This is a genomic window from Treponema sp. OMZ 805, assembly GCF_050937395.1.
GTDB lineage: Bacteria > Spirochaetota > Spirochaetia > Treponematales > Treponemataceae > Treponema.
The window spans coordinates 1-24,857 of the sequence record NZ_JACCLP010000004.1 but is presented as its reverse complement, the minus strand read 5'-3'; the positions used below and the strand labels follow the sequence as shown (position 1 = coordinate 24,857).

19 protein-coding genes, 2 tRNA genes and 1 other RNA gene are annotated in these 24,857 nt (G+C 45.9%); 11 read left to right on the top strand and 11 right to left on the bottom strand.

The features are described from left to right. Window positions 1-392: 392 nt before the first annotated feature. On the bottom strand, window positions 393-1,094 hold the full coding sequence (locus tag HGH47_RS04560; RefSeq protein WP_212565887.1) for a queuosine precursor transporter: 702 nt from the start codon (window positions 1,092-1,094) through the stop codon (window positions 393-395). Window positions 1,095-1,642: 548 nt separating this feature from the next. Between HGH47_RS04560 and HGH47_RS04555 the strand changes: the two genes are divergently transcribed. From HGH47_RS04555 to HGH47_RS04540, 4 genes are all read left to right on the top strand, one after another. Beyond that, window positions 1,643-2,617: an L-threonine 3-dehydrogenase gene (locus HGH47_RS04555; protein ID WP_212565888.1), complete on the top strand. Its 975-nt coding sequence runs from the start codon at window positions 1,643-1,645 to the stop codon at window positions 2,615-2,617. A 46-nt stretch (window positions 2,618-2,663) separates the two neighbouring features. Next, window positions 2,664-3,854: a glycine C-acetyltransferase gene (locus HGH47_RS04550; RefSeq protein ID WP_212565889.1), complete on the top strand. Its 1,191-nt coding sequence runs from the start codon at window positions 2,664-2,666 to the stop codon at window positions 3,852-3,854. Window positions 3,855-4,647: 793 nt separating this feature from the next. Further along, the gene (locus tag HGH47_RS04545; protein WP_016522841.1) at window positions 4,648-5,586 is read left to right on the top strand and encodes a hypothetical protein; all 939 of its coding nucleotides are present in this window, start codon (window positions 4,648-4,650) and stop codon (window positions 5,584-5,586) included. Window positions 5,587-5,902: 316 nt separating this feature from the next. Next, complete coding sequence (locus tag HGH47_RS04540) at window positions 5,903-7,210, top strand: right-handed parallel beta-helix repeat-containing protein (protein ID WP_016522840.1); 1,308 nt, start codon at window positions 5,903-5,905, stop codon at window positions 7,208-7,210. A 297-nt stretch (window positions 7,211-7,507) separates the two neighbouring features. Here HGH47_RS04540 and HGH47_RS04535 read toward each other — a convergent pair whose 3' ends face one another. Together HGH47_RS04535 and HGH47_RS04530 are read right to left on the bottom strand one after the other, a co-directional pair. Next, window positions 7,508-8,341 (bottom strand): hypothetical protein, encoded by an 834-nt coding sequence (locus tag HGH47_RS04535; protein WP_212565890.1) that lies wholly within the window; start codon window positions 8,339-8,341, stop codon window positions 7,508-7,510. Window positions 8,342-8,524: 183 nt separating this feature from the next. Further along, the gene (locus HGH47_RS04530) at window positions 8,525-9,952 is read right to left on the bottom strand and encodes an AlbA family DNA-binding domain-containing protein (RefSeq protein ID WP_212565891.1); all 1,428 of its coding nucleotides are present in this window, start codon (window positions 9,950-9,952) and stop codon (window positions 8,525-8,527) included. 653 nt (window positions 9,953-10,605) lie between these two features. On the opposite strand from HGH47_RS04530, the gene HGH47_RS04525 reads away from it, so the two are divergent. The 7 genes from HGH47_RS04525 to HGH47_RS04495 all read left to right on the top strand — a co-directional run bounded on the left by HGH47_RS04525 (window position 10,606) and on the right by HGH47_RS04495 (window position 18,718). After that, the gene (locus tag HGH47_RS04525) at window positions 10,606-11,064 is read left to right on the top strand and encodes a flavodoxin domain-containing protein (protein ID WP_212565892.1); all 459 of its coding nucleotides are present in this window, start codon (window positions 10,606-10,608) and stop codon (window positions 11,062-11,064) included. Window positions 11,065-11,083: 19 nt separating this feature from the next. Continuing rightward, window positions 11,084-12,106 (top strand): ABC transporter substrate-binding protein, encoded by a 1,023-nt coding sequence (locus HGH47_RS04520; protein WP_432910649.1) that lies wholly within the window; start codon window positions 11,084-11,086, stop codon window positions 12,104-12,106. 62 nt (window positions 12,107-12,168) lie between these two features. After that, a complete protein-coding gene (locus HGH47_RS04515; RefSeq protein WP_432910646.1) occupies window positions 12,169-13,143 on the top strand; it encodes a FecCD family ABC transporter permease in 975 nt (324 codons plus the stop codon). After that, on the top strand, window positions 13,140-13,934 hold the full coding sequence (locus tag HGH47_RS04510) for an ABC transporter ATP-binding protein (RefSeq protein ID WP_432910644.1): 795 nt from the start codon (window positions 13,140-13,142) through the stop codon (window positions 13,932-13,934). The genes HGH47_RS04515 and HGH47_RS04510 overlap by 4 nt, the downstream gene beginning before the upstream one ends. Beyond that, window positions 13,877-15,133, top strand: coding sequence for a class I SAM-dependent RNA methyltransferase (locus HGH47_RS04505; protein WP_432910641.1), 1,257 nt, complete (start codon window positions 13,877-13,879; stop codon window positions 15,131-15,133). Before HGH47_RS04510 ends, HGH47_RS04505 begins: the two co-directional genes overlap by 58 nt. Further along, complete coding sequence (locus HGH47_RS04500; protein ID WP_432910638.1) at window positions 15,130-16,842, top strand: PQQ-binding-like beta-propeller repeat protein; 1,713 nt, start codon at window positions 15,130-15,132, stop codon at window positions 16,840-16,842. The genes HGH47_RS04505 and HGH47_RS04500 overlap by 4 nt, the downstream gene beginning before the upstream one ends. Window positions 16,843-16,939: 97 nt before the next feature. Further along, a complete protein-coding gene (locus tag HGH47_RS04495; protein WP_432910635.1) occupies window positions 16,940-18,718 on the top strand; it encodes a P83/100 family protein in 1,779 nt (592 codons plus the stop codon). A 125-nt stretch (window positions 18,719-18,843) separates the two neighbouring features. Here the strand turns inward: HGH47_RS04495 and HGH47_RS04490 are convergent, their stop codons facing one another. From HGH47_RS04490 to HGH47_RS04455, 8 genes are all read right to left on the bottom strand, one after another. Beyond that, window positions 18,844-19,296 carry a threonine/serine exporter family protein gene (locus HGH47_RS04490; RefSeq protein WP_432910632.1) on the bottom strand — a complete coding sequence of 151 codons (453 nt, stop codon included), beginning with the start codon at window positions 19,294-19,296 and terminating at the stop codon, window positions 18,844-18,846. Next, the gene (locus HGH47_RS04485; RefSeq protein ID WP_212565897.1) at window positions 19,296-20,102 is read right to left on the bottom strand and encodes a threonine/serine exporter family protein; all 807 of its coding nucleotides are present in this window, start codon (window positions 20,100-20,102) and stop codon (window positions 19,296-19,298) included. Before HGH47_RS04485 ends, HGH47_RS04490 begins: the two co-directional genes overlap by 1 nt. A 288-nt stretch (window positions 20,103-20,390) precedes the next feature. After that, window positions 20,391-20,897, bottom strand: a complete 507-nt coding sequence (locus HGH47_RS04480) for a Smr/MutS family protein (RefSeq protein WP_212565898.1) — start codon at window positions 20,895-20,897, stop codon at window positions 20,391-20,393. A 76-nt stretch (window positions 20,898-20,973) separates the two neighbouring features. Continuing rightward, window positions 20,974-22,941, bottom strand: coding sequence for a hypothetical protein (locus HGH47_RS04475; RefSeq protein WP_432910628.1), 1,968 nt, complete (start codon window positions 22,939-22,941; stop codon window positions 20,974-20,976). A gap of 7 nt (window positions 22,942-22,948) precedes the next feature. Further along, window positions 22,949-24,115, bottom strand: coding sequence for a methionine adenosyltransferase (gene metK, locus HGH47_RS04470; RefSeq protein ID WP_212565900.1), 1,167 nt, complete (start codon window positions 24,113-24,115; stop codon window positions 22,949-22,951). Window positions 24,116-24,434: 319 nt separating this feature from the next. Beyond that, an RNA gene (ffs, locus tag HGH47_RS04465) (signal recognition particle sRNA small type) lies at window positions 24,435-24,533 on the bottom strand. Then, a tRNA-Ser gene (locus tag HGH47_RS04460) sits at window positions 24,534-24,620 on the bottom strand. It lies immediately after the preceding RNA gene. A gap of 92 nt (window positions 24,621-24,712) precedes the next feature. After that, window positions 24,713-24,797 (bottom strand) — tRNA-Ser (locus tag HGH47_RS04455). Between the last annotated feature and the right edge of the window lie 60 nt (window positions 24,798-24,857).

Here is a 24,857-nt window from a genome sequence, read left to right as displayed (position 1 = left end):
CGCCATAAAATGAGCGTTTTATCCTGTCTTTTAGCGTTTTTTCTGATATAGAGTTATTTGTTAGCTTCGAGTTTTGCCCTTGGCAAAACTCGATACTGTATCAGCGACAACTCAGATGCACACACCTCCAGCGCTTTTGCAAAGAGACGGCGTAGATACATCGTCAGCAAACGTACATCCGTGTACATTTGCTGACGGCGAGTTTTTGCTGTGCAAAAACGTCGCTACTGCGAGGAACCACCGCCGTCCGTGGCGGTTCTGAAATGCCTTTTGGAAATAGACGGTGCAGATGCTAGGAGCGTATAAAAAACACCCGCAGGCGTACTTGATGTACGTTGAGGACTGTTTTTTATGAAGCGACAACGCAGATGCGTCGTATATTTCCAAAAGGACTACGGCAGCGGACTATACCGCTCTCCATAGTCATAGGTATCAAGCTGTTCGTATTTTTTAAAGAAGTTGACAACCAAATAGGTAAAGGGCGTACAGACAACCTCTATCATCGTCTTAAAAAGATAATTTGAAAAAGCCATCACAATTAAAACGGAAGATGCGTACATTCCCGAAAAGGCAATCGCTACAAAAATGATACTGTCCAGCAGCTCTCCAACCAAAGTTGAGCCGATGGTGCGCATCCACAGGTGTTTGCCGTCGGTAAGTATCTTCATTTTAGAAAGAACGGTAGAATTGCTGTACTCGCCGATAAAGTAACCGCAGATACTGCCTGCAGTGATGCGGGGCATTTGCAGCAAAATATTATTAAAATCGCTTTGCAGATTCCAGCCGCCCTCTGCCGGCAGAATACTCACCAACCAGACATTGAACGCCATAAAAATAAGGACGACAAAGCCTGTCCAAATGACTTTCCGCGTATCCCGATAGCCGTATACCTCAGTCAGCACATCGCCGAAGATATACGAAAACGGAAAAAGCAGCGTACCGCCGTCAAATACGAAGGGACCAATCTGCACCATTTTTACTGCCAAAATATTCGACAGCACCAATACACCGATAAAGAGTCCGGAAAGAACCGGCAAGAAATTCTTTTTCTTCATGAAGCCCTTGGCTTCATCCGTCAAAATAGTGTCATTCATTATTTTATTATAGCAAAATCGGAACAGCGGTGATATACTAAATATATTAGGGCAACCGCATCAGACAGTTACCTAATATCCCCGCAAAATAATTGGGGCTGTTCAACCTGTTCTTTTGAAAATAGAGGGGTATCTACTGTGTCGTACGGCAAAAAAGTATCCTCAACGTATTAAAAATACGCCTACGGTGCTTTTTTGCCTATCTTCTTGTATCTACCGCTCCCTTTTCAAAAGGCTAACGAAAAGTCTCTTTTCAAAAGCGTCGGTTCTATGCGGTAAACTCTTATTCTGAGTTTTTACATATTTGTCTGATGCATTTGTCCTTCCTTAAAATAAAATGCACGAAATTTTATTTAAAATTTCGTGCGAAGGTAAAAGTGTATTATCTGAGGAGGCACGATAAAAAGTACCGTCTAAAATTGCGCCGGTACTTTTTATCTCAAGTTTGCGTTGCAAACTCGATTATTGTATGTGTGCGCGTACTGCGCACGGCTAAAAACTTTTTTCGGAAATTGATATTTCCTGCAAAAGTTTTTATAGGAGGTAATATGAAAACAATATTGGTAACAGGAGCCCTCGGTCAAATCGGCAGTGAGCTGGTTATGCACCTGCGCAAGACCTATGGCGGCAGTAATGTTATTGCAAGTGATGTAGTAAAAAAAGACATGCCGGAAGTGCTTGAGTCCGGGCCTTTTGAGCAATTAAACGTATTGGAGCCGCAAAAGGTTGCGGATGTATGTAAAAAATATAAGGTCGATACCGTTATACACTTAGCAGCGCTCCTTTCCGCCGTTGCAGAGCGCGATCCGCAAATGGCGTTCAATATCAACATCCACGGATTATACAATATGCTGGAAATCGCACGGGAAAATAAGTACCGGTTCTTTGTTCCCAGCTCCATCGCGGCATTCGGGCCGGGAACTCCGAAAGACAAAACGCCTCAGGACACCATCCAGCGGCCGACCTCGATGTACGGCGTAACAAAGGTTTCAGGCGAGCTGCTCTGCGACTACTACCACAAACGCTTCGGCGTCGATACCCGCGGCGTACGGTTCCCCGGTCTTATTTCGTATACAACTCCTCCGGGCGGCGGCACTACCGACTATGCCGTTGACATTTATTACGAAGCGCTCAAGAACAAAAAATACGAGTGCTTTATTAAGGAAGGCACCTATATGGACATGATGTATATGCCCGATGCCCTCAAAGCAGTGCAGCAGCTTCTGGAAACAGATGAGGCGAACTTAGTCCACCGCAATGCCTTCAACATCGCTTCCATGAGCTTTACACCGGAAATTATCGCAGCGGAAATTAAAAAGCACATCCCTAAATTTCAGATGACCTACAAGGTTGACCCCATGCGGCAGGCAATCGCCGATTCATGGCCGAACTCCATCGATGACACCTGCGCACGGCAAGAATGGAACTGGAAACCCGAATACGATCTGGAAACCATGACCGTCGATATGCTGGAAAAACTGAGCAAGCGGCTCGGCGTTGCCTATCATTCGGCACAAAAATAAAGAAACGTTGCAATGAGTATTAAATTTCATTGAAGAGGAGAAAACGATGAGCAATATTCACGAAATGGCTTTTTTACAAGAAAAAGTACAGGAATTAAAAGATCAAGGCTTGTATAAGGTACCGGTAACTCTTGACGGGCCGAACGAAGCAGAATGCGTTATTAATGGAAAGAAAGTTATCAACCTTTCATCAAATAACTATCTGGGCTTTGCAAACCATCCCCGCTTAAAGAAGGCGGCAATCGCAGCGATTGAAACCTACGGCGCGGGAGCCGGAGCTGTCCGACCCATCATCGGAAACATGAAGATTCACGATGAACTTGAAACCCTGCTTGCTACATTCAAGCGGGAAGAAGCAGTACTCACCTTCCAGTCGGGCTTTAACTGCAACGCCGGTGTTATCCAAGCGGTTACCGATAAGGGAGACCTCATCCTATCCGATGAACTAAACCATGCGTCCATCATCGACGGCTCGCGCCTTTCAAAAGCGGATAAGGCAGTGTTTAAACACTCCGATATGGCGGATTTGGAGCGGGTTTTAAAAGAGAAGCGCCCCAACTACCGCAACATCCTCATCATCACTGACGGCGTGTTCTCCATGGACGGCGACATTGCCAAGCTGCCGGAAATCGTTGCACTTGCGGAAAAGTACGAATGCTTAACCTACGTGGATGACGCCCATGCCAGCGGTGTATTAGGCGAAAGCGGACGCGGCTCCGTTGACCACTTCCACCTGCACGGCAGAGTAGACTTTGCAATCGGTACCCTGTCCAAAGCAATCGGCGTTGTCGGCGGCTATGTTGCCGGTAAGCAGGTTACCATCGACTGGCTGAAAAACCGCGGACGCCCCTTCCTGTTCTCCACCGGACTCCCGCCCGCCGCTATCGGCGCTTGTATCGAAGCTATCAAAATGCTGATGGAATCAACCGAATACACCGACCGGCTGTGGAAAAACGCCCGCTATTTCAAAGAGAAACTCTCCCACCTCGGCTTTAACACCGGACACAGCGAAACACCCATTACGCCGGTCATCATCGGAGAAGAGGCAAAAACACTCGAGTTCTCCAAAAAGCTGTTCGATAACGGCTTATTCATCGGACCGATTGTATTTCCCACCGTACCCAAAGGCACCGGACGTGTCCGCTGTATGGTAACGGCAGGGCACACCACCGAACAGCTTGACCGCGCTATCGCTATCTTCGAAAAAGTCGGAAAAGAGATGGGCATTATCGCGTAATATTTCCTTTTGAAAATATGCATACCGTCTACGGCGTTGCCTTGCCAAAAGTGTACATCCTTGTACACTTTTGGCAGCGAAGGGCTGTCCAAAAACTTCAGTTTTTGGACAGTTTCCTTAGATTTAGATGCGATGTTTAAAATTAAGTCATTACTGTGTAAAGACTTGATTTTAAACTCGCGGGGATGTCGAAAAAGTAACCAACTTTTGAGACATCCCCATCGCTTCTGATATAACCAGCGGCATCCGTGCCGCTACTGAAAAAGCCTCAACGTATCAGGACGGACAGGGATGTCCGGGGTTATAAGCAACAGCGACGTTTTTGCGCAGCAAAACTCGACGTTGAAAAGTGTACACGGATGTACACTTTTCAACATGCCTGCGGGTGTTTTTTGCTCGCGCCTTGTAGTTTCAGAACGGACAAGGATGTCCGTGGTTCAAAACAGAAGCGATGTTTTTGCGATGCAAAAACTCGCGTCCGGAAGTGTACACGGACGTACACTTCCGGACAGGCTATTTTCAAAAGGCTGACGGAAAAGTTATTTTCAAAAAAAGAGGGGCTACGTAGCAACCCCAATTTTTCCGCGGGGTTGTTGTTCTCATAAGGTGGTTGCAGTCGGCTTTAATACCCTTTGTTACGACGCAAGCGTCGGGGTATTAAACCCTCCGCACGAATAAATAGCCTGATGCGTTTACTCTGAGTCGGCCTCTTTATCTTTATATAAAAAAAGAATAAACTCGACAGCTGTCGAATTATTTGCGGCGCAACTCATTTACTCAAAGAGGAACACTCATGGGAAGTTTAGACTTTTTATCTAAAGATTATCAATTTAAAAAATATAAGAATGTATATGCAGGAATGCTGCAAGGGTTTTATACGATTTTTCACGTAGATGCCAATGCGAAGAAATGTATCCTTACCATCGGCGCTTCTAAGGCAGAAAATGGAGAAGACTTGTTCGCCCTCTTGCAGTCGCGGCTTTGTGAAATAAAAAAGGTAAAAACGCGTATCGATAACGCAACATTAATCTTTGAATATCCTACGCCGGCATTAGGGAACTATAAGAAAACATTTGATTTGCTGAATGATACCGTTATCCCATTCCTGATAGAAAATAAGTATAAATCCGGCGGATTTATCTATGGTAAAAATGATGGAACGATACGGTTGTTTCAAATAGGACTACAATACCTGTATCTAACCGAAGCTGAGCGGGCGGAAAAAGAAGCCGATCTTACCGCTCAAAAAGAAAAAGACAAAAACACGCAAGAAAATTTTTTACTCGGTACATTGGGCGTTATCGGCGTTGCATTAGCGGGAATCTTACTGTATGTTATCGTCGGAAAAATGAACCTCTATGTTTGGGCGATTCCAGTCTTACTCAGCGCAATATCCTATACTGTATACAAACGACTGGGAAAAAAATTAACCGTAAAAGCCATCGTTATGATTTTGATTGTACTGGGCATAGCGCTCGCAGCGGCAACCGTATTGGAATACGGCTGGCGTATATACGATGCTGTAAATGAGGGTCCGGATATTGAGCATATCGGCTTTTTCGATGTTTTAAAAGAAACGCCGGAGCTTATAATCACCGAACCGGACATCGCAAAGCTGGTTAAAAGAGATTTATTGGTAAACGGTGGAATTTTAATACTGGCCTCAATTATTACGATAGTAAGCGCTTACAGACAAGAAGTACGGTTTATCAAAATAAAAAGATTGGATTAAGTATAAAAAGTCATTGCATTATAGCCTATGAGAGCCTTGCTGAATGCGGATTTTAAGGATTATGAAGCGGGACATGAAAATACTTACCGCCCCAATCCACATTGAGCAGTTTCTTAAATCCGTTCTTTTGTAAAATTTCCACAGCTGCACGGCTCCATCTCCCTATTCTGCAAATAACGATAACATTTTTATCGCAGAAATGTTATAAGGCAATAATCTGTCAGCCTTTAAAATAATTTACAAAACTATGGTAATTATGCTACATTAAACATAAAGGGAAGCACACAAGCATTCTCCCTTAAATTGAGAGGTGTATATGAAAAAAGCAATTACAACGTGTTTAGCGGTTTGTCTCGTTTTAGCAAACGTAATGGCTGCAGAGTACTACGTTTCAAAAGAGACCGGTAAGAATGGAAACGCGGGTACAAAAGATGCTCCGTTTAAAAACATCGAAAAGGCTGCCGAAAAAGTGCAACCCGGTGATAAGTTATATGTTGCGGAAGGCAATTATTACGGCGTACGGGACAAAGGTTTTATCATGATAAAAAACCCTGTAGAAATCTACGGAGGATATTCCAAAGACTTTTCAAAACGGGACGTTTTAAAATACCGCACGCTCGTTATGCCGCCGGCCTCATCAAACGGAACAGGCCGCGCAAATAAGGCGATGGAGTTTGATATTAAAGACGGTCAGGGAAAAAAACTTGTCATCGACGGTATCATCTTCGATAAAGGAGCTTCCAACGGTTACCATCCGACAAAAGGCAAACCTGCCGGTGTGGAAACCGGTATGCTCATCCTGCCGCCGGGAGAAGGCGTTAATGGCGGTGAAAAATCCATTACAACAGAAAAGGCGATATTCGGCGGCAGCATTATGAAATGCGATGTGCTTATTCAAAACTGCGTATTTAATAACGCTTCCAATTTTGCCATCCAGTTCGGCGGTTCAGGCGATGTTAAAATTTTGAATAATGTTTTTACTGCAAATGCGATGTCTGCTTGCGAAATTTGGGGAAAAGAAAATAAACCGACCGCCATAACGCTGGAGTTCGCATATAATACTGTTTTGTTTACATGGCCACGCACGCATGCCTTTGAGGATATGGGGTACGGATTCCGCGTTATGACGAAGGTTGAGGTGAATATACACCACAACATTATCGGGCTTTCTACACTGTCTGCAATCGATCGCTGCCGTATCGACAGCCCTGCTTCTATGGAAAACGGACGAAAGGTACTTGTAGATAACAATCGATTTTTTATGAACAAACAAGCGGATGTAACCCTGCCGGGCTTAGGTACATTTGAATACGTATGGGTAAAAGACTTTGAAGACGTTGAACGCTTTAACAGCGCCGAAGGCAACGAGGAGCTGAAAGACGTAGCTCCGCTTAAAAAAGTTTTAAACCAAGCATATTTGGCAGGTTTCTTAAACGCTACCTATAAAGAAAAAACCGACTATGATCCGAATTCCCCCGCTAACGAGTTCAGACGCGCAATGGGAATGAACCAAACGATGAAAGTTCAAACTGATGTGTCGATGTTTGCAAACAGATATCCGCAAGATGATGCTGTAAAACTGTTCGGTGCAGTCAAAGGCTTCGGCGCACAGGCGATTAAGTAAATGTAATCGCAAGACTGGCGGAAAAGGTTGGCATCTTGTCAGTAGAAGCGACGATTTGAGAGTATTTCGCTCAAAATTCGTTGTATTGGTAATTAACCTGTTCGAAAACATCGCATTTCAGAGCAGGTTACCCTGAAATGCGATGTTCAAAATCGTGCTATCTGTGCGATTTTGAACACGCTCGACGGGAATAGCGAAAAAGTAACAAACTCTTGGGACGTCCCCGTCAAGTGTATTCATCGAAGCTGATTCGAGTTGGGTTGATTCTGTAGAGTCCATATCCTCACGTTATCGGCTTTAATACCCCACATACTGACCGGCCGGATAGATACATCCTGCGCATGCAATATCGGCGGAACACCCTGCCTGCACCCATACCGGCTTAAAATAATTTCCGGAAGCCGGTTTGATTTTTTGTATGATGCCGTCGGGACAATGAATTGAAACAGGCACTCGTTTTTCCGGTGAATGAGATGAATGTTCGCCGATTGCTGCGGAAGAAAGCAATTCGCACACCCGCGTCAAGAAAGCGATTCGTTCTTCAAGCTCAAAGATAAAACGGGAATAAAAAGCGAGCACCCCAAAGTCATTGCCGGAAAGTGCACTTTGCTCAAGCTGCTGCAACAAGCCGCTCAATATTAGAAAGGCAGACTTCGCTTCTTGATAGCGGGCAGCGGAATACTTGCAGCCGTACACCTGTTGCAGCACTGTCTTGAGTGTTTCCGCATCGTTGTATATATGCACAGTTTTTTGCGTACACTGCCGGAATGCGGTTTCGACGGCAGGGCAACAGCCGTCAAGTACATACATCTTGGAAGAATACAGCAGCGGACACTTTTGCGTCGTTAAATATATCACCGTACTCTTGATTGCATCGCAGGCAGGATAATCACCATATTTAAAAATAAAGGCGTCCACTCCGACAATCGGCACCGGCACAAGACCGCAGCCGTAGATGAGCGCCTCGTCGATGACGGGAGACTGAGCTTCCGAATACGCAGAGCCGAACAGCCCAACGATATTATCATCCGCCTGCATCCGCAGCGTCGCATCTATATATGCCTCCCTACGGAGATCGGGTGCATAGTCAATTATTTCCTGTAATGAAGCATGCTTAAAATCTAATTCCATACGCCGATCGTTTTATTCGTGCGGAGGGGTTAATACCCCGACGCTCTGCGTCGTAACAAAGGGTATTAAACCCGACTGCAACCACCTTATAGAACACACAGTGCGAAACATTGAGCACTGTGCCCCGACGCTTGCGTCGGGGTTGTTGATACCTTTTCAAATTCTCGCTTTTGTAATTCACAACTATTCATTCAATTCCCAATATCCGTTATTTCCGGTACCGATATATCGTAAATTCTCTATCTCTTTTATGGTTCTCTGGATAGTTTTTACACTTACGCCGGCACTATCTGCAATAGCTTGTCTTGTAATCTTATTATTTGACCTCACCTTTGCCTTTATAAATTCAATCAGCTCCTTCTTATTGTGAGGGACATTCTGAGGGACATTCTGAGGGACATTCTGAGGGACATTTTTTTCGCCGACTTTTTCTGTTGCAATCTTCTTGAGTGGAATAATCGTTCTGAATATATCTCCTTCTTCAAAAATAGGATTTTTTCCCGAATACAGTTGTGTGTACTTATAGGTGTTACGCATACCGGAACCAAGCTCATCGGCAATTCCAATTTCCCTAAAGACTTTAGATATCGACGGATTTTTAGGAAACGGTTCGAATTTTTGCAAATCCAATACGCCTATTCTATGTGCTACATTGCTATTTTCGATAGTAATTTTTTCATCATCAATAATCATTTTCGCAGGAAAGCCGCTTGAATAATCCCTGTGGGCTAATGTGTTGGAAACTACTTCTCGGAGTATCCTATCTCTTGCATTGACATTAACAATGCCCTCTAAAACAAACAAGTCATTCAAATGCTTTCTGCCAAAGTTGATAAGCCTATCATAACTGTCAATCAGATTGGTAATGACGACATCTCTGTCATCATATCGGTCTTTGTTCTCTACTCTAAATAGTGCATCCGTTTTATGCTGTGATAAAACGGACATAATGGCGTTGTCTTTTCCAAATAATAAAATTGCAGCTAAGGTAATACCTTCTTTGTTTGTTTCCGGATCAATTAAAATTAAATTAGCTGTTCTCAGAAGTTCTTCATCATTCATACCCTTCCATAAATGATTTTGATTCCTTGCAATAGCCATTTTTCGTGCTTTTTCAATTACCGCTGAGTTTAAACAATCTATTCCCAAATTAGGATAGACCTTATTTACAAAATAGGTGCTTTGTTTCCGCGCATAAAGCTTATATACCAGTTCCGCATTATCGGTAATATTTATATCACCCTCGTAAGACCTATCCCAAATGCGTCCATTGTGCCTGCACACCTGACAGCCTTTTGGTACTCTGATATAAATAAGCTTCTTGCCTTCCATATCTATTGAAACAGGTGTTAAGTATAAAGGCGGATATATTTTTTGCGAATTATTAATAGCTGTTGTAAATTCCTTTATTATTTTATCAACCTTGTCAGGATTAACGCCGGTAATTTCCCTTTTGTCGTTAACTCCTAATACTATATGACCGCCGTTTCTATTGTTAAAAGAACAAACGGAATCATATACGTCTTTCGATAAAGCATTCTTTGATTCTTTAAATTCAACATCTATTTTTTCACCGTTTTGAATGAGTTTCTTTATTTCTTCTGGTGTCATAATTCTCCTTATGCTGATTTTATCACGCCAAGAGCTTATTTTCCATACCGGAATATTTATCGGCAGGGCAACCGCATTAAAAATATTTTTAGCGGTTGCCTTCCTTCTGTGCGAAATTTCATAGGTATAAGGTGAGCGTCTACAATGACGCCGCTCACCTTAACCGTCAAGTTTTCTTTCGAAAACTTGCGTATTGATGTGTGCGCTTTTCGCGCACGAATGCAACAGTTTCCAAAATTCATATTTTGTTCAACTGTTGCATTTTAAGGAAATAAAATTTCGCACATTTTTTTCAACAGGCGGGTAAACGCATCAGGTAGAGTAAATAAAAACCGCGGAAAAATTGAGACTGTGAGACCATTTGAACCATCTTCAACTGTTGTACATCCATGTACATCAGTTGAAGGCGAGTTTTGTGCACGCACAAAACATCGCTACTATATGGAACCACTGCCATCCTTGGCAGTTCTGGTCGAATAGTATCGATTTTTCCGCGGGAATGTTAAAAAAACGACCTGATGCGTTTACCCTGATTTATCATTTGCATCGGTATCTGAAAAGTAGTACAATCGTTCCATTAAAAACACACGAGTGCCGGATAATGAGAACACATTGCTCGACATGGAGTTTTAACATTTTTATCGGGAGATTTTATGAAAAAAGCGGCTATTATCTATGCATCGGTTCATCATGGAAATACGGAAAAAGTAGTTACGGCAATGGCACAAGATATGCCGGTAACGCTGTTTAAAGTAGAGCAAGCTCAAAATATCGATTTTTCGGAATATGATTGTGTAGGCTTTGCTTCGGGAATATATGCGGGAAGATTTCATAAATCGATATATGCATTTTTGAAACATCACCGGCATAAACTTCCGAACCCTGCCTTTGTCGTATGTACAAGCGGAATGGGAAAAGGTCGGTATGCGAAAAAATTTGCCGGTTATTTACAGTCAAACGGATTTACCGTATTGGGTGAATTTGAATGCAAGGGATTTGATACTTTCGGTCCATTCAAGCTGTTCGGCGGCTTAGGCAAAGGACACCCTGACGATAAAGAGCTTGCAGACGGGGTTGCGTTTATTCAGAAGATTATGCTAACGTCTATCTAAGTCTATAAAGGAGGATTCTATGTGTAAAAAACTCTGTTCATTAGCAATCTTGGTTGTGATGCTCGCAGCTTTGCCGGTATGGGCAGGCGGGAAGCAGGACAAAAAAGCATCGGAAGGTTTTGCAACCGTAACCGATCATCAAGGCAGAACCGTTGTTATCCCAAAAAAGCCGGAGCGGATTGTCGCGCCGTTTTATATTTTGAGCAACACGGCATTGGCAATCGGCTGTCGGGAATATATCGTGTCGGGCGACGGCGGAAAAAGCGCTCGGCCGTTTATTAAAGAATTCGCTCCCGAATTGGCGGATAAACCCGCATGCGGCGGCGCAAAGAACTTGAACCTCGAAGCGCTTGCTTCTCTTTCGCCCGACCTCATTTTGGTACCGTTTAAAGCCGCACAACAGCTTCCTCAAATCGAAGCGCTCGGTGTTCCCGCATTGGTAATTGAACCCGAAACGATGAAGAATTTTTTCAGCTATGTTGAAATGCTCGGCGCCGCTTCCGGTAATCGCGAACAAGCGCAAAAACTGCTCACTTTTTATAAGACAATCTTAAATGATGTCGCAGGTTTCGTAAAAGGAGAACCGGCAGTATCCGTTTATGTCAGCAGCCGCTCCGATCCTCTGAACGCGCTCAGCCCCAAGATGTTCCAAGCGGAACTCGTTGCGGCAGCGGGTGGGAAATTGGTAAGCGATGATATTACCGATGTCTATTGGACAAAAGTATCGCTGGAACAGGTGCAAAAATATGCCCCGCAGGTTATCGTTGCCGCAACGGGCTCGAAGGTAACTCCGGCAGAACTTTCAGGAAAAGCTGAATGGAAGGGTATTCCCGCAGTCGATAACGGCAAGGTCTATGTATTCCCGTCAAATGTTGATGAGTGGGATTCCCCCATTCCGTGCTCATGTCTCGGTGTTATCTGGCTTGCCGATAAACTGCATCCGGGAAAAATCCCTGCCGATTATTTGGCGGAAAAGACCAAGACCTTTTATCGGGACTTCTTCGGTAAAGAAAAAGACCTTGCTTCCCTTAATGTAAAATAAGAAAATAAAACCTTTCAATATAGATGCGGTACCGGACTAAACTGATATGTGCAGCTTGTATAATGCCTCTGGCGGCGCTGATATTCTCGCTGAGCTGGGGGCGTTATCCGCTCTCTTTCATTAAGATACTTTCGATACTGTTCCACACCGATGCATTTGCGCCGGTAACCACAGCCGATTACAATATCTTTATGAACATCCGGCTGCCGCGCACCCTCTTTGTCTTTCTTTCGGGAGGCGCAATCGGGTTGAGCGGGGTAAGTCTGCAAAGTCTGTTTCGCAATCCGCTGGTAGCGCCCGACATCATCGGTGTTTCTACCGGCGCTTCCCTCGGCGCGGCAATCGGTATCGTGCTGCTCCATACAAGTGCGGCAGGCATCCAGCTCTGTGCCTTTGCGGGCGGCATCGGGGCGACGTTGCTTGTGTTGCAGCTTTCGAACATCGGCGGAGAACACAGCCTGATACGCCTCGTGCTTGCAGGCGTCATCATCAATGCGCTTGCCGGAGCCGGCGTATCCCTTATCAAATACATGGCGGATCCGCTCAATGAGCTGCCTGCTCTGGAGTTCTGGCTGATGGGCTGTTTTAATGTTATCACGTGGAAAAAACTCGCCGCCTTTTTACCGATTGCCGTTGCGGGATGCGGCTTTATTATCCTGTTCCGCAGGCAGCTCAATATTCTCTCGCTCGGCGATGAAGAAGCGGCGTCGCTCGGTACGCCGGTTAAAAAGATGCGGCTGCTGTTTATTATCACTTCGACATTGTTGGTTGCAAGCGTCGTGTCCGCCGCCGGTATCATCAGCTGGATCGGGCTTATTGCGCCGCATGTTATCCGGCTGCTGTTCGGCAATAACAATTACAAGGTTGCCCCGCTTTCCTTTATGTGCGGCGCCGCTCTGCTGCTGTTTTCGGATACCGTTGCCCGCTCCCTGTCCGGCAATGAGATACCGGTCAGTATTATCACGGCTGTTATCGGCGCGCCGATTCTTGCGCAGCTGATGCTCCGCCGGAACAACGATATTTGGATTGGAATATGAACGCGGCTTTTGAGCTTGACGGCGTTACGGCAGTGCGGGGAACTCAGCCTATTCTGAAAGACCTCCGGCTGCATATCCCGCAGCAACAGGTTATTGCGCTGATAGGCTCGAATGGAGCGGGCAAGACCACGCTGTTGCGGCTGCTCGCCGGATTGGATACGCCCGCGTCCGGTAGGCTCTCCGTATTAGGAGAAAATGCGGCGCAGCTTACACGGAAGCGGTTCGCCCAAAAAGTATGCTACATTCCGCAGGGACATTCCGGCGTATTTACCTACACGGTACGCGACTTTGTCGTGATGGGGCGTAATCCCCATCAAACCGCGCTGCAAGCCCCGTCGCAAAAAGATTGGGAATATGTCGACCATGCGCTCGATGTATTCGGTTTAACGCAATTCGCAGACCGCTATTACAGTCAGCTCAGCTCCGGGGAATCGCGGCTTGTGATGCTTGCCCGCGGCATGGTACAGGATGCGCCCATCATCCTCTTGGATGAACCGACCGCCAATCTCGACTTTTACAACGAGCATAAGATTATGCAGATTACCCGTAAGCTTTGCACAAAAGCGCACAAGACAGTGCTCGTTTCCATCCATAATCCCGCGCTTGCGCTCCAATACGCCGACATGGTCTACTGCATTTACGGCGGAGGTATCGCGGCCGTAGAAGAAAAAAGCAATCCTGATTTTGAACGCAACATCACCGCGATGCTGAACGTCATGTACGCAGAAAAAGGATGCGGCGCTATTCATCTTCAGCGCATAGACGATATCCCGTTTGTGTATTTGAAGTAGCGGCGGCAGCGCCCTGCGCCTTTATAAAACATCCGCTTTCCTGTATACTGCATTCCATGCGGGTTACTACGGAAAAGATCGTATTCGGCGGGGAAGCGCTCGCGCGGATAGATGGCAAAACAGTGTTTATCCCTTTTGCGCTCCCCGATGAAGAACTCGATATTACCGTTACGGCAAACAAGCGCGATTACAGCGAAGCCGTTATAAAAAAAGTCATCACAGCTTCTCCTCATCGGATTGAACCGCTCTGCCCGTATTTCGGCCGCTGCGGCGGATGTAATTTGCAAATGGCGGATGATACCTATCAGCAAATACTTCGGCAGGCAATGGTTGCAGAGCTTTTCGACAGAGCGCATATTGCACCTGAACGTCCGCCGGTTTTTATTGCGGGCACCGGATGGGAATATCGAAACCGGTTTCAATTCCATACGGATAAAAACGGAACAATCGGGATGCACGGTTTTGCGAGCAACACGGTTGTTCCCGTCCATGATTGCCCTATTGCAGTACCTGCGTTGCGTACCGTTTTGCAGCAGAACGGATTACAAAAGCTTTTTCCCCGCAGCTCAAAAATCGATAAAGGCCGCTACCATGTTTTTGCACAAGATGACATATACAGCCCTATTCATCCCGACGCTTCGGCACGAGTAAAAAACACTGTTTTGAACTTTAGCGTATTCGGCTTTTTTCAGTCGAATATCACAATGCTGGAAAAAATGATTGAACCGGTATCGGATATCCCACCATGTACGCGGGTACTCGATTTTTATGCCGGCGTCGGCACCTTTTCCGCTTTTTTAACGGACAAAGCTACCGAGCTTCATTTGGTGGAACACAACGAGCCGGCGCTGCGGGCGGCACAGCAGAACCTCGATCGGATTATTGCGGAAAAAAACGGCTCTTGCCGCTGCTTTTTCCATACCGTTTCCGACGCCGATTGGCCGGACATCCCCGCCGCACAGCTTGTCTATGATGCCGCTATCATCGATCCGCCACGGCAAGGGATCCATGAACGGGCGCTTACCTATCTGGGGCAAGCAAAAATACCGCTCATTCATTATGTTTCCTGTAATCCTGCAACCTTTGTCCGCGATGCAAAAAAACTAACCGCATTGGGGTATCGATTTATCGAATACCGTTTATTCGACTTTTATCCGCAAACACACCACTGTGAACTTTTAGGAATTTTTATACGATGACAAAACCGAAACGCTTTTTAACATCCTTACTTACCGCAGCCTTTTCATGTATGTTTTTGCTGATTCCGGCAAGGGTACTCACCGCACAGACTGCGCAAATAGAACAAACACAATGGTCGGCGGTTATGGCAGGCGAAACGCTCTGTGATCCGGTTGTACACGGAGAATATCTTTATACATTAAGCTCGGATCAAGCGCTTAACTGTATCGATTATACCGGTTCCTTTGTATGGCGGCGGAATATTGAGCGGACAATAAAACCGTTTTTAACCGTATCAAAGTCGGGGATATTGATTATTGCAGATGCGTCGAGGATGCTGCAAGCGGTTTCCGGACAGGGGATTTATCTGTGGTCGGTGCAGCTGCCGGAGCCGGCGTTGTTTGCTCCCTACAGCACCACTGACGGCAGAATATGCATACTTACGAAATCCAATCTTTACTGTTTTTCCATAAAAGGGAAGCTCAAGTGGCAGCTCACATTATCCGCTGCTCCGGCACGGCAGCTGTGCGAAACGGGAATAGCATCATTGTTGCTGACGCTGACGAACAAAGATTTTTTAACCGTTTCACTCACCGGACAGATGTTAAACACAAAAACCTTAAAAAAAGAAATTGCTGCACTCTCAGCTGCTCCCGGCGGGTATATTATGAGCACCGGTGACGGCATCCTCGCCTATTACCGCAGCGCCGCATCCGAAGAGAAAGAAACGTCATCACGTGTACAACAAAGGGAAACCGACGGGTTTGCAGTCTGGCAAACACAAGAAACAGCGCCGCTTTTTATGCAAACCTCCGGCAACGAACTGGTATGCATATATGCCGATGGTACCGTTTCGGCACGGAATATTACCTCTAATAAAATTACTTGGACGGCAAAATTGAACAGCCGCATTACACTTCCGTTATATTACAGCAAAACGGACGGTGAATATTACATCGCCTGTAAGGGTATAGCGGCAATTATCAGCGGCGAGGGAACCGTAAAGCGGGAACAAAAGATCATCACATCAGCTTTTCTGCCGGTTATTATGCCGAATGGTATCCTTATTGCCGTCGATGATTGGGTTATCAACAGCTGGCGACTGGACACAAAGATTATGCAAAGTACTCTCCAGCGGGAAGCGCCGCCGCAATATCAAATTTTAAAAACACAAGAAAAAACGCAAACGCTCCCCTTCTTCGTTCCCTACGGGGATACCACGGCGCTGTTAACCGGTATCGATGAAGCCATTACAAAAGGGACAATCGGTACGGATGAAGCAGCCTACGCACTGACCCTGCAAACTATTTTAACAAACAATCAGCGGGCAGCGTATTTCCCCTATAATTTTACGGTTTATGAACGGGCACGGGCTGCGGAACTGCTCGGTCTATTGGAATCGTTGGAGTACCGAACTATTCTGCTCGACGAGGCATCAAAAACGTCCGACCCAACCTTAGCCGTTGCAATCATCAGGGCATTAGGGTTTATTGCCGCTGATCCTGACGGAAGGTCGATCGAAGCAATTCAACTGCTGCTGCAACGCTGTGGAGTGCGCGCTCTTGAACCTGCCTACGCTGCCTGCGATGCCCTTACCGAAATAGCGAAATATGGCGATAAACAGACCGCCGGTTCAGCCGTTAAAGCGCTTTTTAGCATCGCGGCAAGTGCGTTCCCTGAAAATATTAAGCAGTACGCAAGACAAAAAATAAAAACTATAGTAGAATAGAATCGAACTTTGTTTTACCGAGAAGCTCTCTTCCTTCAGGATACGTCCTAAGGTGTTGGGATTTCTTCGTATCATCTTCATAGAAAGGGGTTGTTCAATGAAAAGAATAGCGCTTGTATGCCTCTGTACATTTGCCTTTATGAGCATGGCTTTTTCGATAGAGGTCGATCAAAATGAACTGAAGCAGGCCGAAAATACGCCGATTGAATTTATCAACTACACAGGGCCTCATGCCGAAATCGATACGCTGCGGGCAATCGCCGAAATCGGAGAATCGCTCGGCGGAGCTGCTCAACGCGGACGCGCCGGCGAGATGAACCGCTACGCCGTTATCCATGCAGTTGATCCGTCGGTGAAAACCGGTCTCGATGCCGATATCATGATTATCGGAAGCGGAGCGAAAGTCGATCATATCAACAACTTACGAGTTATTATCGCCGGTTATTTACGACGCGCTTACGGATATTCCGAAAAAGATGCAAAAACAATTGCTCATTTTGTAACGATCTATAACGCTGTATACCGCGGTGATATGAATATGTTCAAAAGTAAGTATAAAGCGGTTGTTGTCAAGAATTTGACTGCCGATAAAGCCGGTCTTGCACTGCGCTATGATGAATGGCCGGGAAAAACGCAGATTGTTATCCCGCTTTCCGATCAGAAATACAGCGGTACGTTAAGCGCGATCGATACCGGTTCCATTTCCGATAAAAACGTTGTCAATAAAATGCGTGAGCAGGATAGTAAAGATATTGCTACCCGCAAAGACATGATCGATTTGAAAGAACGAGAAAGCAGCGCTGCCCGCGACCGTGCAGATGTCGCACAGAAGAATGCTGCTGCAGCTCGGAAAGACGCTGACGCCAAACGAAATGAAGCTGCGGCCGCACAAAAAGAAGCCGATAAATCAAAAACAGCTGCAGCTCAATCAAAACAGGATGCGGAAAAAGCCCGAAAAGATGCGGAAACGGCAAAGAAAAAAGCTGCTCAATCCGAAAAAGAGGCTACAGCAGCACAGAAGCAGGCTCAAAAGAATCCGAATGACCGTAAAGCTGCTGAAGAAGCCGCAAAAAAACAGCAGGAAGCCGCAAAGAATAAACAAGAAGCAAGCAATAAAGATAAAGCTGCCGCCGAAAAAGCAAATGCAGCCAAAAAAGCTGGTCAGGAAGCAACGGCAAAACAGAAAGAAGCGGACACAAAACAGAAAGCTTCTGATGAAGCCTTAAAGCAAGCCCAAGATAAAGAACGGGAAGCTTCTTCTGAAAAGCAGTTTGCCGATACAAAAGAGCAGGAAGCACAAAGCGATCGGAAGGATGTTGCCGCAGATACTCGGAAAATCATTGAAGAAAAACGAGCTGAACGAAAGGCTCAGGATGAAGCGGCCTTTGCTTCCGCATTACCCTGCACGGTGTTGAAAGTAGTTGACTCCGGCTCGATGCTTTCGGAAGTGGTATTGCTCGACCTTAAAACGGAAAAACCGCTGAAAACCTCGTCGCTCAATACCGTGCGTGGACGTGTTCTTATCGAAGGAGCAGATTCGCTTATCGCGATTGCCGGTTCAAAATCCGGAAATCAGATGATTACACTGATTGGCATTAACCCCCGCACGCTTGAAATGACCAAGCAGGCTACCGTTCCCGTTGCAGAGCAGAGTCTTTTAATACAGGTTGATGGCAGCTACTATGCGGTCATTGAGCAATCGGGGAAGTATTACCTTGCACGCTTCAACGATAATCTCGAAATGCAAGCAAAATCGACGGTAACCGTTCTTCCGTACACGGCAATAAGCGTTACGGAAAAAGGCTTGCTCGTACAAGATACGGCAAACAATATTCGCCTTTTAAAGACAGATAACCTTGCGGAAGCGATAAAGTAAAAAGCTTGTAACCGTCAAAAGCAAAAAGCCGATTAAACACGTACTGCGTTTAATCGGCTTTTTAGTACTGCACTATTTAGACTAGGGCATCTCTCGAACACTCAAGGTTTTTAGAGGTTTTTCTACTATATTTTCTTCCTTATATAGTTTTTGATAGGCCGCCGAATCATGCGAACAACAGAAGTGGAAAGAATGATGCCAACTGCTATCGCGACTGCCATAAAGCACGAATGGACACCCTCCGCAAGCCCCTTGTCCAGATCGCCCCGCACAAAAAAAAGCATTGAGCGGTAAACGCGGAAACCGGGTACTAAAGGGATAATACCGACAACAATAAAAGAGGTTGCAGGAGTTTTTTGAATAACGGCAAAAAGTTCCGCAAGGAGACCGACCACTATCGCAGAAAGCAAATTTGCAAAAATATAGCTGACTTGCGGGATATCAAGAACTAATAATATTGTCCAACCGATTGCGCCGTTTACCGCAGCAAGCAACAATGTACGCTTTTGGACATTAAAAAGAACGCCAAAACCGAGACAGCTGATAAAGGAGAGTATGGTATGGGCATAAATCGGCATCACAGTCCTCCTAGAATCGAGTAGAGCATTAAAATACTACCGACACCGAACGCAATGGCAATTGCAACAAGAACCGCCTCTCCGATACGTGCGATTCCGGAGAGTAAATCGCCTGAAATAAAGTCTCTAATTCCTGCGGTAAATGCAACGCCGGGAACAAGGGCAAGTGCGGCGCCGACGATGATATTGTCAAGATTATCAACTAATTTAATTTCAAAGGATATAATGGAAATAATTCCCACAAACATACTTGCAACAAAATTACCGGTAAAAACGGTACGGGAACGAGCCATTATTTTATCGCTGATAAAAACGGCAATATATGAGGCAAAAAATGCTGCGACAAAATCTCCGAATTTTCCGCCTACTAAGACCGCAAAAAGACCGCATCCGATACCGGCAGCAAAGAGAACAAACCTGTATGGATAACCTTTGTATTGATCTATTTTGCGTAAGCAATCCATTGCTTCGGATATATCAATACGACCTTCCACAAAATTACGGGAAAAATCACTCACTAATGTAATTTTAGCAATATTGTTGCTCCGTTTTTTTATATTTTTTGTATAGAGTACGTTTTCGCCGTCACCGTTTGCAATAAACAGTACGGTGGGCGTAACAAACGGAGTAATATCGTGGATGCCTCCCGCTTCGCTTATCCGCACAATCGTTTCCTCGGCGCGGTACATCTCTGCTCCGTTCCGAATAAGAAGCTCTCCGGCATAGAGCGCTATCTGCATTACTAAAGCATGCCGAGCGAGGGGATTGTCCTTTTCCCTAGCTACAATATCCGACTGGGTATCCATAATAATTGCTGATTGTAATTCTTTTTAACTATTATGGCAATAAGCCTACTCAAGGCAAACGCATTAAAAATATTTCCAGCGGTTGCCTTCCTTCTGTGCGAAATTTTGCTTAAAATTTCGCACATTTTTTGGGGGCAGACGGGCAACCGCATCAGGTATAGTAGATAAAAACCGCTGAAAAATTGAGACTGTGAGACCATTTGAACCGCGAAGAGGTTCAACTCTGGTTGAACAGTATCAATTTTTTCCGCGGGGTTGTTAAATAAATGCCCTGATGCGTTTATCCTGTTAATACTTTAGTATTACCCACGTCGACCCTGTCCCTCCGTCGCGTCCTTTGGGGTGTCCCGTTTCACCGGCATGGATATTTGTTTCCAAAAACTTTTGTACGAACCGCGCTAATACAGGTCCATTTTGAGAATGATTCCCTTTCCCGTGGATGATGAGAATTTTTTGATACTCTCTGCGAACGGAATCTTCGAAAAAAGTAACCAGTGCACTGTAGGCTTCTTCAAGTGTCATGCCGTGTAAGTCGATTTCTGCTTGCGGGCGCATTGCCCGTAACCGCCGTTTTTCGGCAAGAGTATCAGTCTGAGTACTATCTTCAGAACCATTAGAATCTTTATCATAGACACCGTAGCGCCGCAACCAATAATCCATCGGATTTAAAGTTTGGGTATTTTCAGCCGTATATGCTATGGCTATCGGATTTTTTGCATCGCTTTGCATCCTTTTTTTCCCGTAAGGATGCTGAGTTTGTATTTCCCATTGATTAAGGATCGCTTCAAAGTTCATGGTACCCTCCTCAGAGGAATGAAAGTAAACAGATAAACAATGAAAGGTATAAAACGTTTCATTGATATTTTATTTTTTATAAAGATTCTATATTGACTAAATGAATTCTCCCGCCTTTTATTCCCCATGTTGTATATAGAAAAGAGTCCATTTGCGCAGCAGCCTGCATAAAACCTGCTGCCTTGGTTTTGCGGATGTATCTGCAAAGTACCGGTTCAGCCGCATTCATTAAATGGAACCATGAAAGCTGTATAAAATATTGTTGAAGAGAATCACTGCCTTGCTGGAGGATGTAAGCCATAAATTCGTTTTGAAGCAAGTAGTCATCATCAGTGTTATATTGCAGCGACGGATATATTTCAAAATAACGGCGCAAAAAAAGCACAGCGCGCGGATCTGTCTGCCGGAAAACTTCCGTTACCGTATCACGGAAGCTTTCTTTCGTAAAATAAATACCATGCAGGCATTCGTGGGTAATGAAGCGGTAGCGGAGATAAGCCGGAGATTGGCGGCTTATGGATACGATTGCGCCGCTTCCTGCTTCAATGCCGGTTTCCGTGCGGACAATAATGCCGTTATGGAATAGAATTTTACGTAAATGCAGCTCCGATGTATTTAACGGGAAAGTTTCCTCTTCGGCTTTTTGAAAAAAGGCTGCAAGCGTTTCGGCCCGATAGTCGTGGGCATTAAACCCGTGAAGAGAATGACTCATTTCATCGGAGAGGAGTTTCCCCGTAAAGCCTTTTTTTTCCGCAAAGAACGAGAGTCGTTTAAGATAGGCATCCTGCACTGCATAGTCGGTAAAGTCGAAAATCAGTACCGAAGGAAACTGTTCCCATGCAAACAGTTCGTAAGACGGTTGCCGCCATTGTGCCTGCGGCCAATGCAAAATAAGCCCCGGATCGGCTGTGATGGGGGTGAGCAGTGCCGGTGTGTAATATTCGGCGGTAATGCCGCAGACTGTCGGTGTCGTGTCTGCCTCATTATCGGCTTCATCCATATCTGCCTGTCCACTCGTGTCAGGAAGCATATCCGTATTGGATAACCTTTCCGCGCGGGGTTGTTCATCAGTTTGTTCAATGCTAAAAACAGCATCGGGAAAGAGGCAGCCGTCAAGCGTAAGGTGAGATATATTCGGTGCACGGTATACGGATATGCGTTTGCCGCTGCATTGGAACGAAAGGCGCGGTTGTTTTTGTTCCGCCGCGGGTGTAGCCGGTAAGTCCTCGCCAAAATGGATAACGATAGAGTCCCTACCGCCTTTTCCGGCATATCCCGCCTCTATAACGGTATTTTCGGTATGTATAACGGCTGACGGTTTCGGCAACTCCGTGCGCAAGGGGATGCCCGTACCGGTACATAATTCAGTCGGGATATTGTCCCCGTCAGCGGTGGCGCCATACCATAATCCGGTACTGCTTTTCTTTAACCAGCCATACCGAACGGGGACGATTGCCGCGCTTTTCAGTTTCAAAGCCGATTGTGCTGAAACCATAAATCCCCTAATATTCGCTGTTCCTATTGCTGTACCTGCAAAGCCGATGCTGACGGTAAAGGTTCCGTGCGGCAGTATCTGCGCCGTAACGGGATGTTGCGGCATGACGGTTCCTTTCAATTTTCCAGAGGCGGAAAAATCGCTTGCATACAGTAAACCTACGGCAAATTCGGCAGAATCCGGTTGAATAGCGCTTGTGTTTATAGGCGCTGTGCCGCTCAATTTTGCGGCGGGCAGGGGCGGTTCAAACTCCAGCTCAAGCGCATACAAGCCGGAACCGGTTAAACCGAGCATTTCGGGGCTTTTTTCAAAGGCGAAATACATAACATCGGATTTTTCAGGGTTGCGTATTATACCGGTACGGGCATTTTTATTTAACGCCTTGAGCGGTACAACGCGGATAAGCTGCTCGGAAGCAACCGGTGAGGTTGCAGCTTTCTGCATATCCGTCGGCAAGGCAAGCGATACCGACGACAGGGTATCGCTGCAAGCAGTACACATTAAAGAAGTGAAAACAAAAGCAAGAACGCCCCGCAGCAGGATATGCATGTTGTTACTATTTTATAGCAGCTTTTAAAGCGTCAACTTTATCGGTTTTTTCCCAGTTGAATTCAGGGCGGCCGAAGTGTCCGTAGGCGGCAGTCGCTTGATATATGGGTTTGCACAAATCGAGTGTTTTAATGATACCGGCAGGACTGAGGTCGAATACCTGCTGAACGGCTTGTTCGATTGCACCTTCCGACACTTTTGCAGTACCGAATGAATCTACCCGAATCGACACGGGGAACGGTACACCGATAGCGTAAGCGAGCTGCAATTCGCACCGTTCGGCAAGATCGGCAGCAACGATATTCTTTGCAACATAGCGCGCCATATATGCAGCTGAGCGGTCTACCTTGGTCGGGTCTTTACCGGAAAAGGCGCCCCCGCCGTGCCTACCCATACCACCATAGGTATCTACAATAATCTTCCGCCCCGTTAAACCGGTGTCGCCGAACGGACCACCGATAACAAAGCGTCCGGTAGGGTTAATAAAGAATTTAGTTTTTGCATCTAGTAAACCGGTCGGTTCAAGGACGGGTTTGACGATATTTTCGATAATCGCTTCTTTTAGTGAAGCATAAGAAATTGCAGGGTCGTGCTGATGAGAAATAACGACCGTATCGATACGCACGGGTTTATCGCCTTCATATTCTACCGTTACCTGACTCTTTGCATCGGGACGCAGCCAATCGATCTCTTTTGACTTACGCAGCTGCGAAGCCTTGCGCAGCAGCTTATGCGCATACATGATAGGGGCAGGCATCAATTCCGGCGTTTCTTTACACGCATAGCCGAACATCATCCCCTGGTCCCCTGCGCCCATTTGGTTCTGATACTCGCTGAGGCCGGTACCGTTGACCCCCTGTGCAATGTCGGGGGACTGAGCGTGAATCATGCTTAAAACAGCCATAGAATTGCAGTCAAGTCCGAATGCAGAATCGGTATAGCCGATTTCCCGTGCAATATTGCGGGCTGTTTGCTGTATATCAACAAAGGTACTGGTGGTAATTTCTCCACCGATAAGAATGAGCGCGGTTGAAGCAAACGTTTCGCATGCAACATGACTTTTAGGGTCGTCGCGCAAACAGGCATCCAACACTGCATCAGAAATTTGATCACAAAGTTTATCGGGATGGCCTTCTCCGACCGATTCCGAGGTAAATAATTTATGTTCGTTCATTATTACTCCTATCATTAAAAGTGTTATGAAGCAGCCGCTATCATACTGTTATCGGTCTAAATGTACAAGCTACGGGAAGGAAGGTAAACGCATCAGACGCTTGTTTATATCTTCCCGTAAAATCAGGTGGCTGTTCAAGCAGAGTAACGCCAAGGAATTGCCATCCGTGTCAATTCCTTGGTTGCCGGTTTTTTAAAAACCGGTTTCCGTTTAGCACCACTGCCATCCTTGGCAGTTCTGACTGCAATTCAAATGCTTGCCCAACCACCTGATTGTGCGATTTGTATCTACCGAGAGAGGAAACTTAGAGCGGACATAAAAAAACCGGGAGCACTACGGCACAAGAAGAATTAATCTACCGCTGCTTCCTTCCGGATCTGACGGGGTTTGAAAAACCTTCTTTGCATAGGTCCCGGTACGGAGAGAGAGGGATTCGAACCCTCGGTACCCTTTCGGGCACACACGACTTCCAATCGTGTACCTTCGACCACTCGGACATCTCTCCAAAGTGTTGAAAGCACCTGAAAGTATTGAAATTTTCAGGGTGTTTCGGAAAGTGCATAAAGAAGATGCTTGGCTGCGTTGCTCCGTTAAAAACGGAGAGAGGGGGATTCGAACCCCCGGTACCTTGCGGTACAACGGTTTTCGAGACCGCCCGATTCGACCGCTCTCGCATCTCTCCAGTAGCATGAGACTAGGCGGGCTCGAACCGCCGACCTTCAGATCCGCAATCTGACGCTCT

Coding starts and splice junctions, on each gene's coding strand:
- HGH47_RS04560 (WP_212565887.1), bottom strand. CDS start 1,094: ATGAATGACACTATTTTGACGGATGAAGCCAAGGGCTTCATGAAGAAA.
- HGH47_RS04555 (WP_212565888.1), top strand. CDS start 1,643: ATGAAAACAATATTGGTAACAGGAGCCCTCGGTCAAATCGGCAGTGAG.
- HGH47_RS04550 (WP_212565889.1), top strand. CDS start 2,664: ATGAGCAATATTCACGAAATGGCTTTTTTACAAGAAAAAGTACAGGAA.
- HGH47_RS04545 (WP_016522841.1), top strand. CDS start 4,648: ATGGGAAGTTTAGACTTTTTATCTAAAGATTATCAATTTAAAAAATAT.
- HGH47_RS04540 (WP_016522840.1), top strand. CDS start 5,903: ATGAAAAAAGCAATTACAACGTGTTTAGCGGTTTGTCTCGTTTTAGCA.
- HGH47_RS04535 (WP_212565890.1), bottom strand. CDS start 8,341: ATGGAATTAGATTTTAAGCATGCTTCATTACAGGAAATAATTGACTAT.
- HGH47_RS04530 (WP_212565891.1), bottom strand. CDS start 9,952: ATGACACCAGAAGAAATAAAGAAACTCATTCAAAACGGTGAAAAAATA.
- HGH47_RS04525 (WP_212565892.1), top strand. CDS start 10,606: ATGAAAAAAGCGGCTATTATCTATGCATCGGTTCATCATGGAAATACG.
- HGH47_RS04520 (WP_432910649.1), top strand. CDS start 11,084: ATGTGTAAAAAACTCTGTTCATTAGCAATCTTGGTTGTGATGCTCGCA.
- HGH47_RS04515 (WP_432910646.1), top strand. CDS start 12,169: ATGCCTCTGGCGGCGCTGATATTCTCGCTGAGCTGGGGGCGTTATCCG.
- HGH47_RS04510 (WP_432910644.1), top strand. CDS start 13,140: ATGAACGCGGCTTTTGAGCTTGACGGCGTTACGGCAGTGCGGGGAACT.
- HGH47_RS04505 (WP_432910641.1), top strand. CDS start 13,877: ATGCGGCGCTATTCATCTTCAGCGCATAGACGATATCCCGTTTGTGTA.
- HGH47_RS04500 (WP_432910638.1), top strand. CDS start 15,130: ATGACAAAACCGAAACGCTTTTTAACATCCTTACTTACCGCAGCCTTT.
- HGH47_RS04495 (WP_432910635.1), top strand. CDS start 16,940: ATGAAAAGAATAGCGCTTGTATGCCTCTGTACATTTGCCTTTATGAGC.
- HGH47_RS04490 (WP_432910632.1), bottom strand. CDS start 19,296: ATGCCGATTTATGCCCATACCATACTCTCCTTTATCAGCTGTCTCGGT.
- HGH47_RS04485 (WP_212565897.1), bottom strand. CDS start 20,102: ATGGATACCCAGTCGGATATTGTAGCTAGGGAAAAGGACAATCCCCTC.
- HGH47_RS04480 (WP_212565898.1), bottom strand. CDS start 20,897: ATGAACTTTGAAGCGATCCTTAATCAATGGGAAATACAAACTCAGCAT.
- HGH47_RS04475 (WP_432910628.1), bottom strand. CDS start 22,941: ATGCATATCCTGCTGCGGGGCGTTCTTGCTTTTGTTTTCACTTCTTTA.
- metK (WP_212565900.1), bottom strand. CDS start 24,115: ATGAACGAACATAAATTATTTACCTCGGAATCGGTCGGAGAAGGCCAT.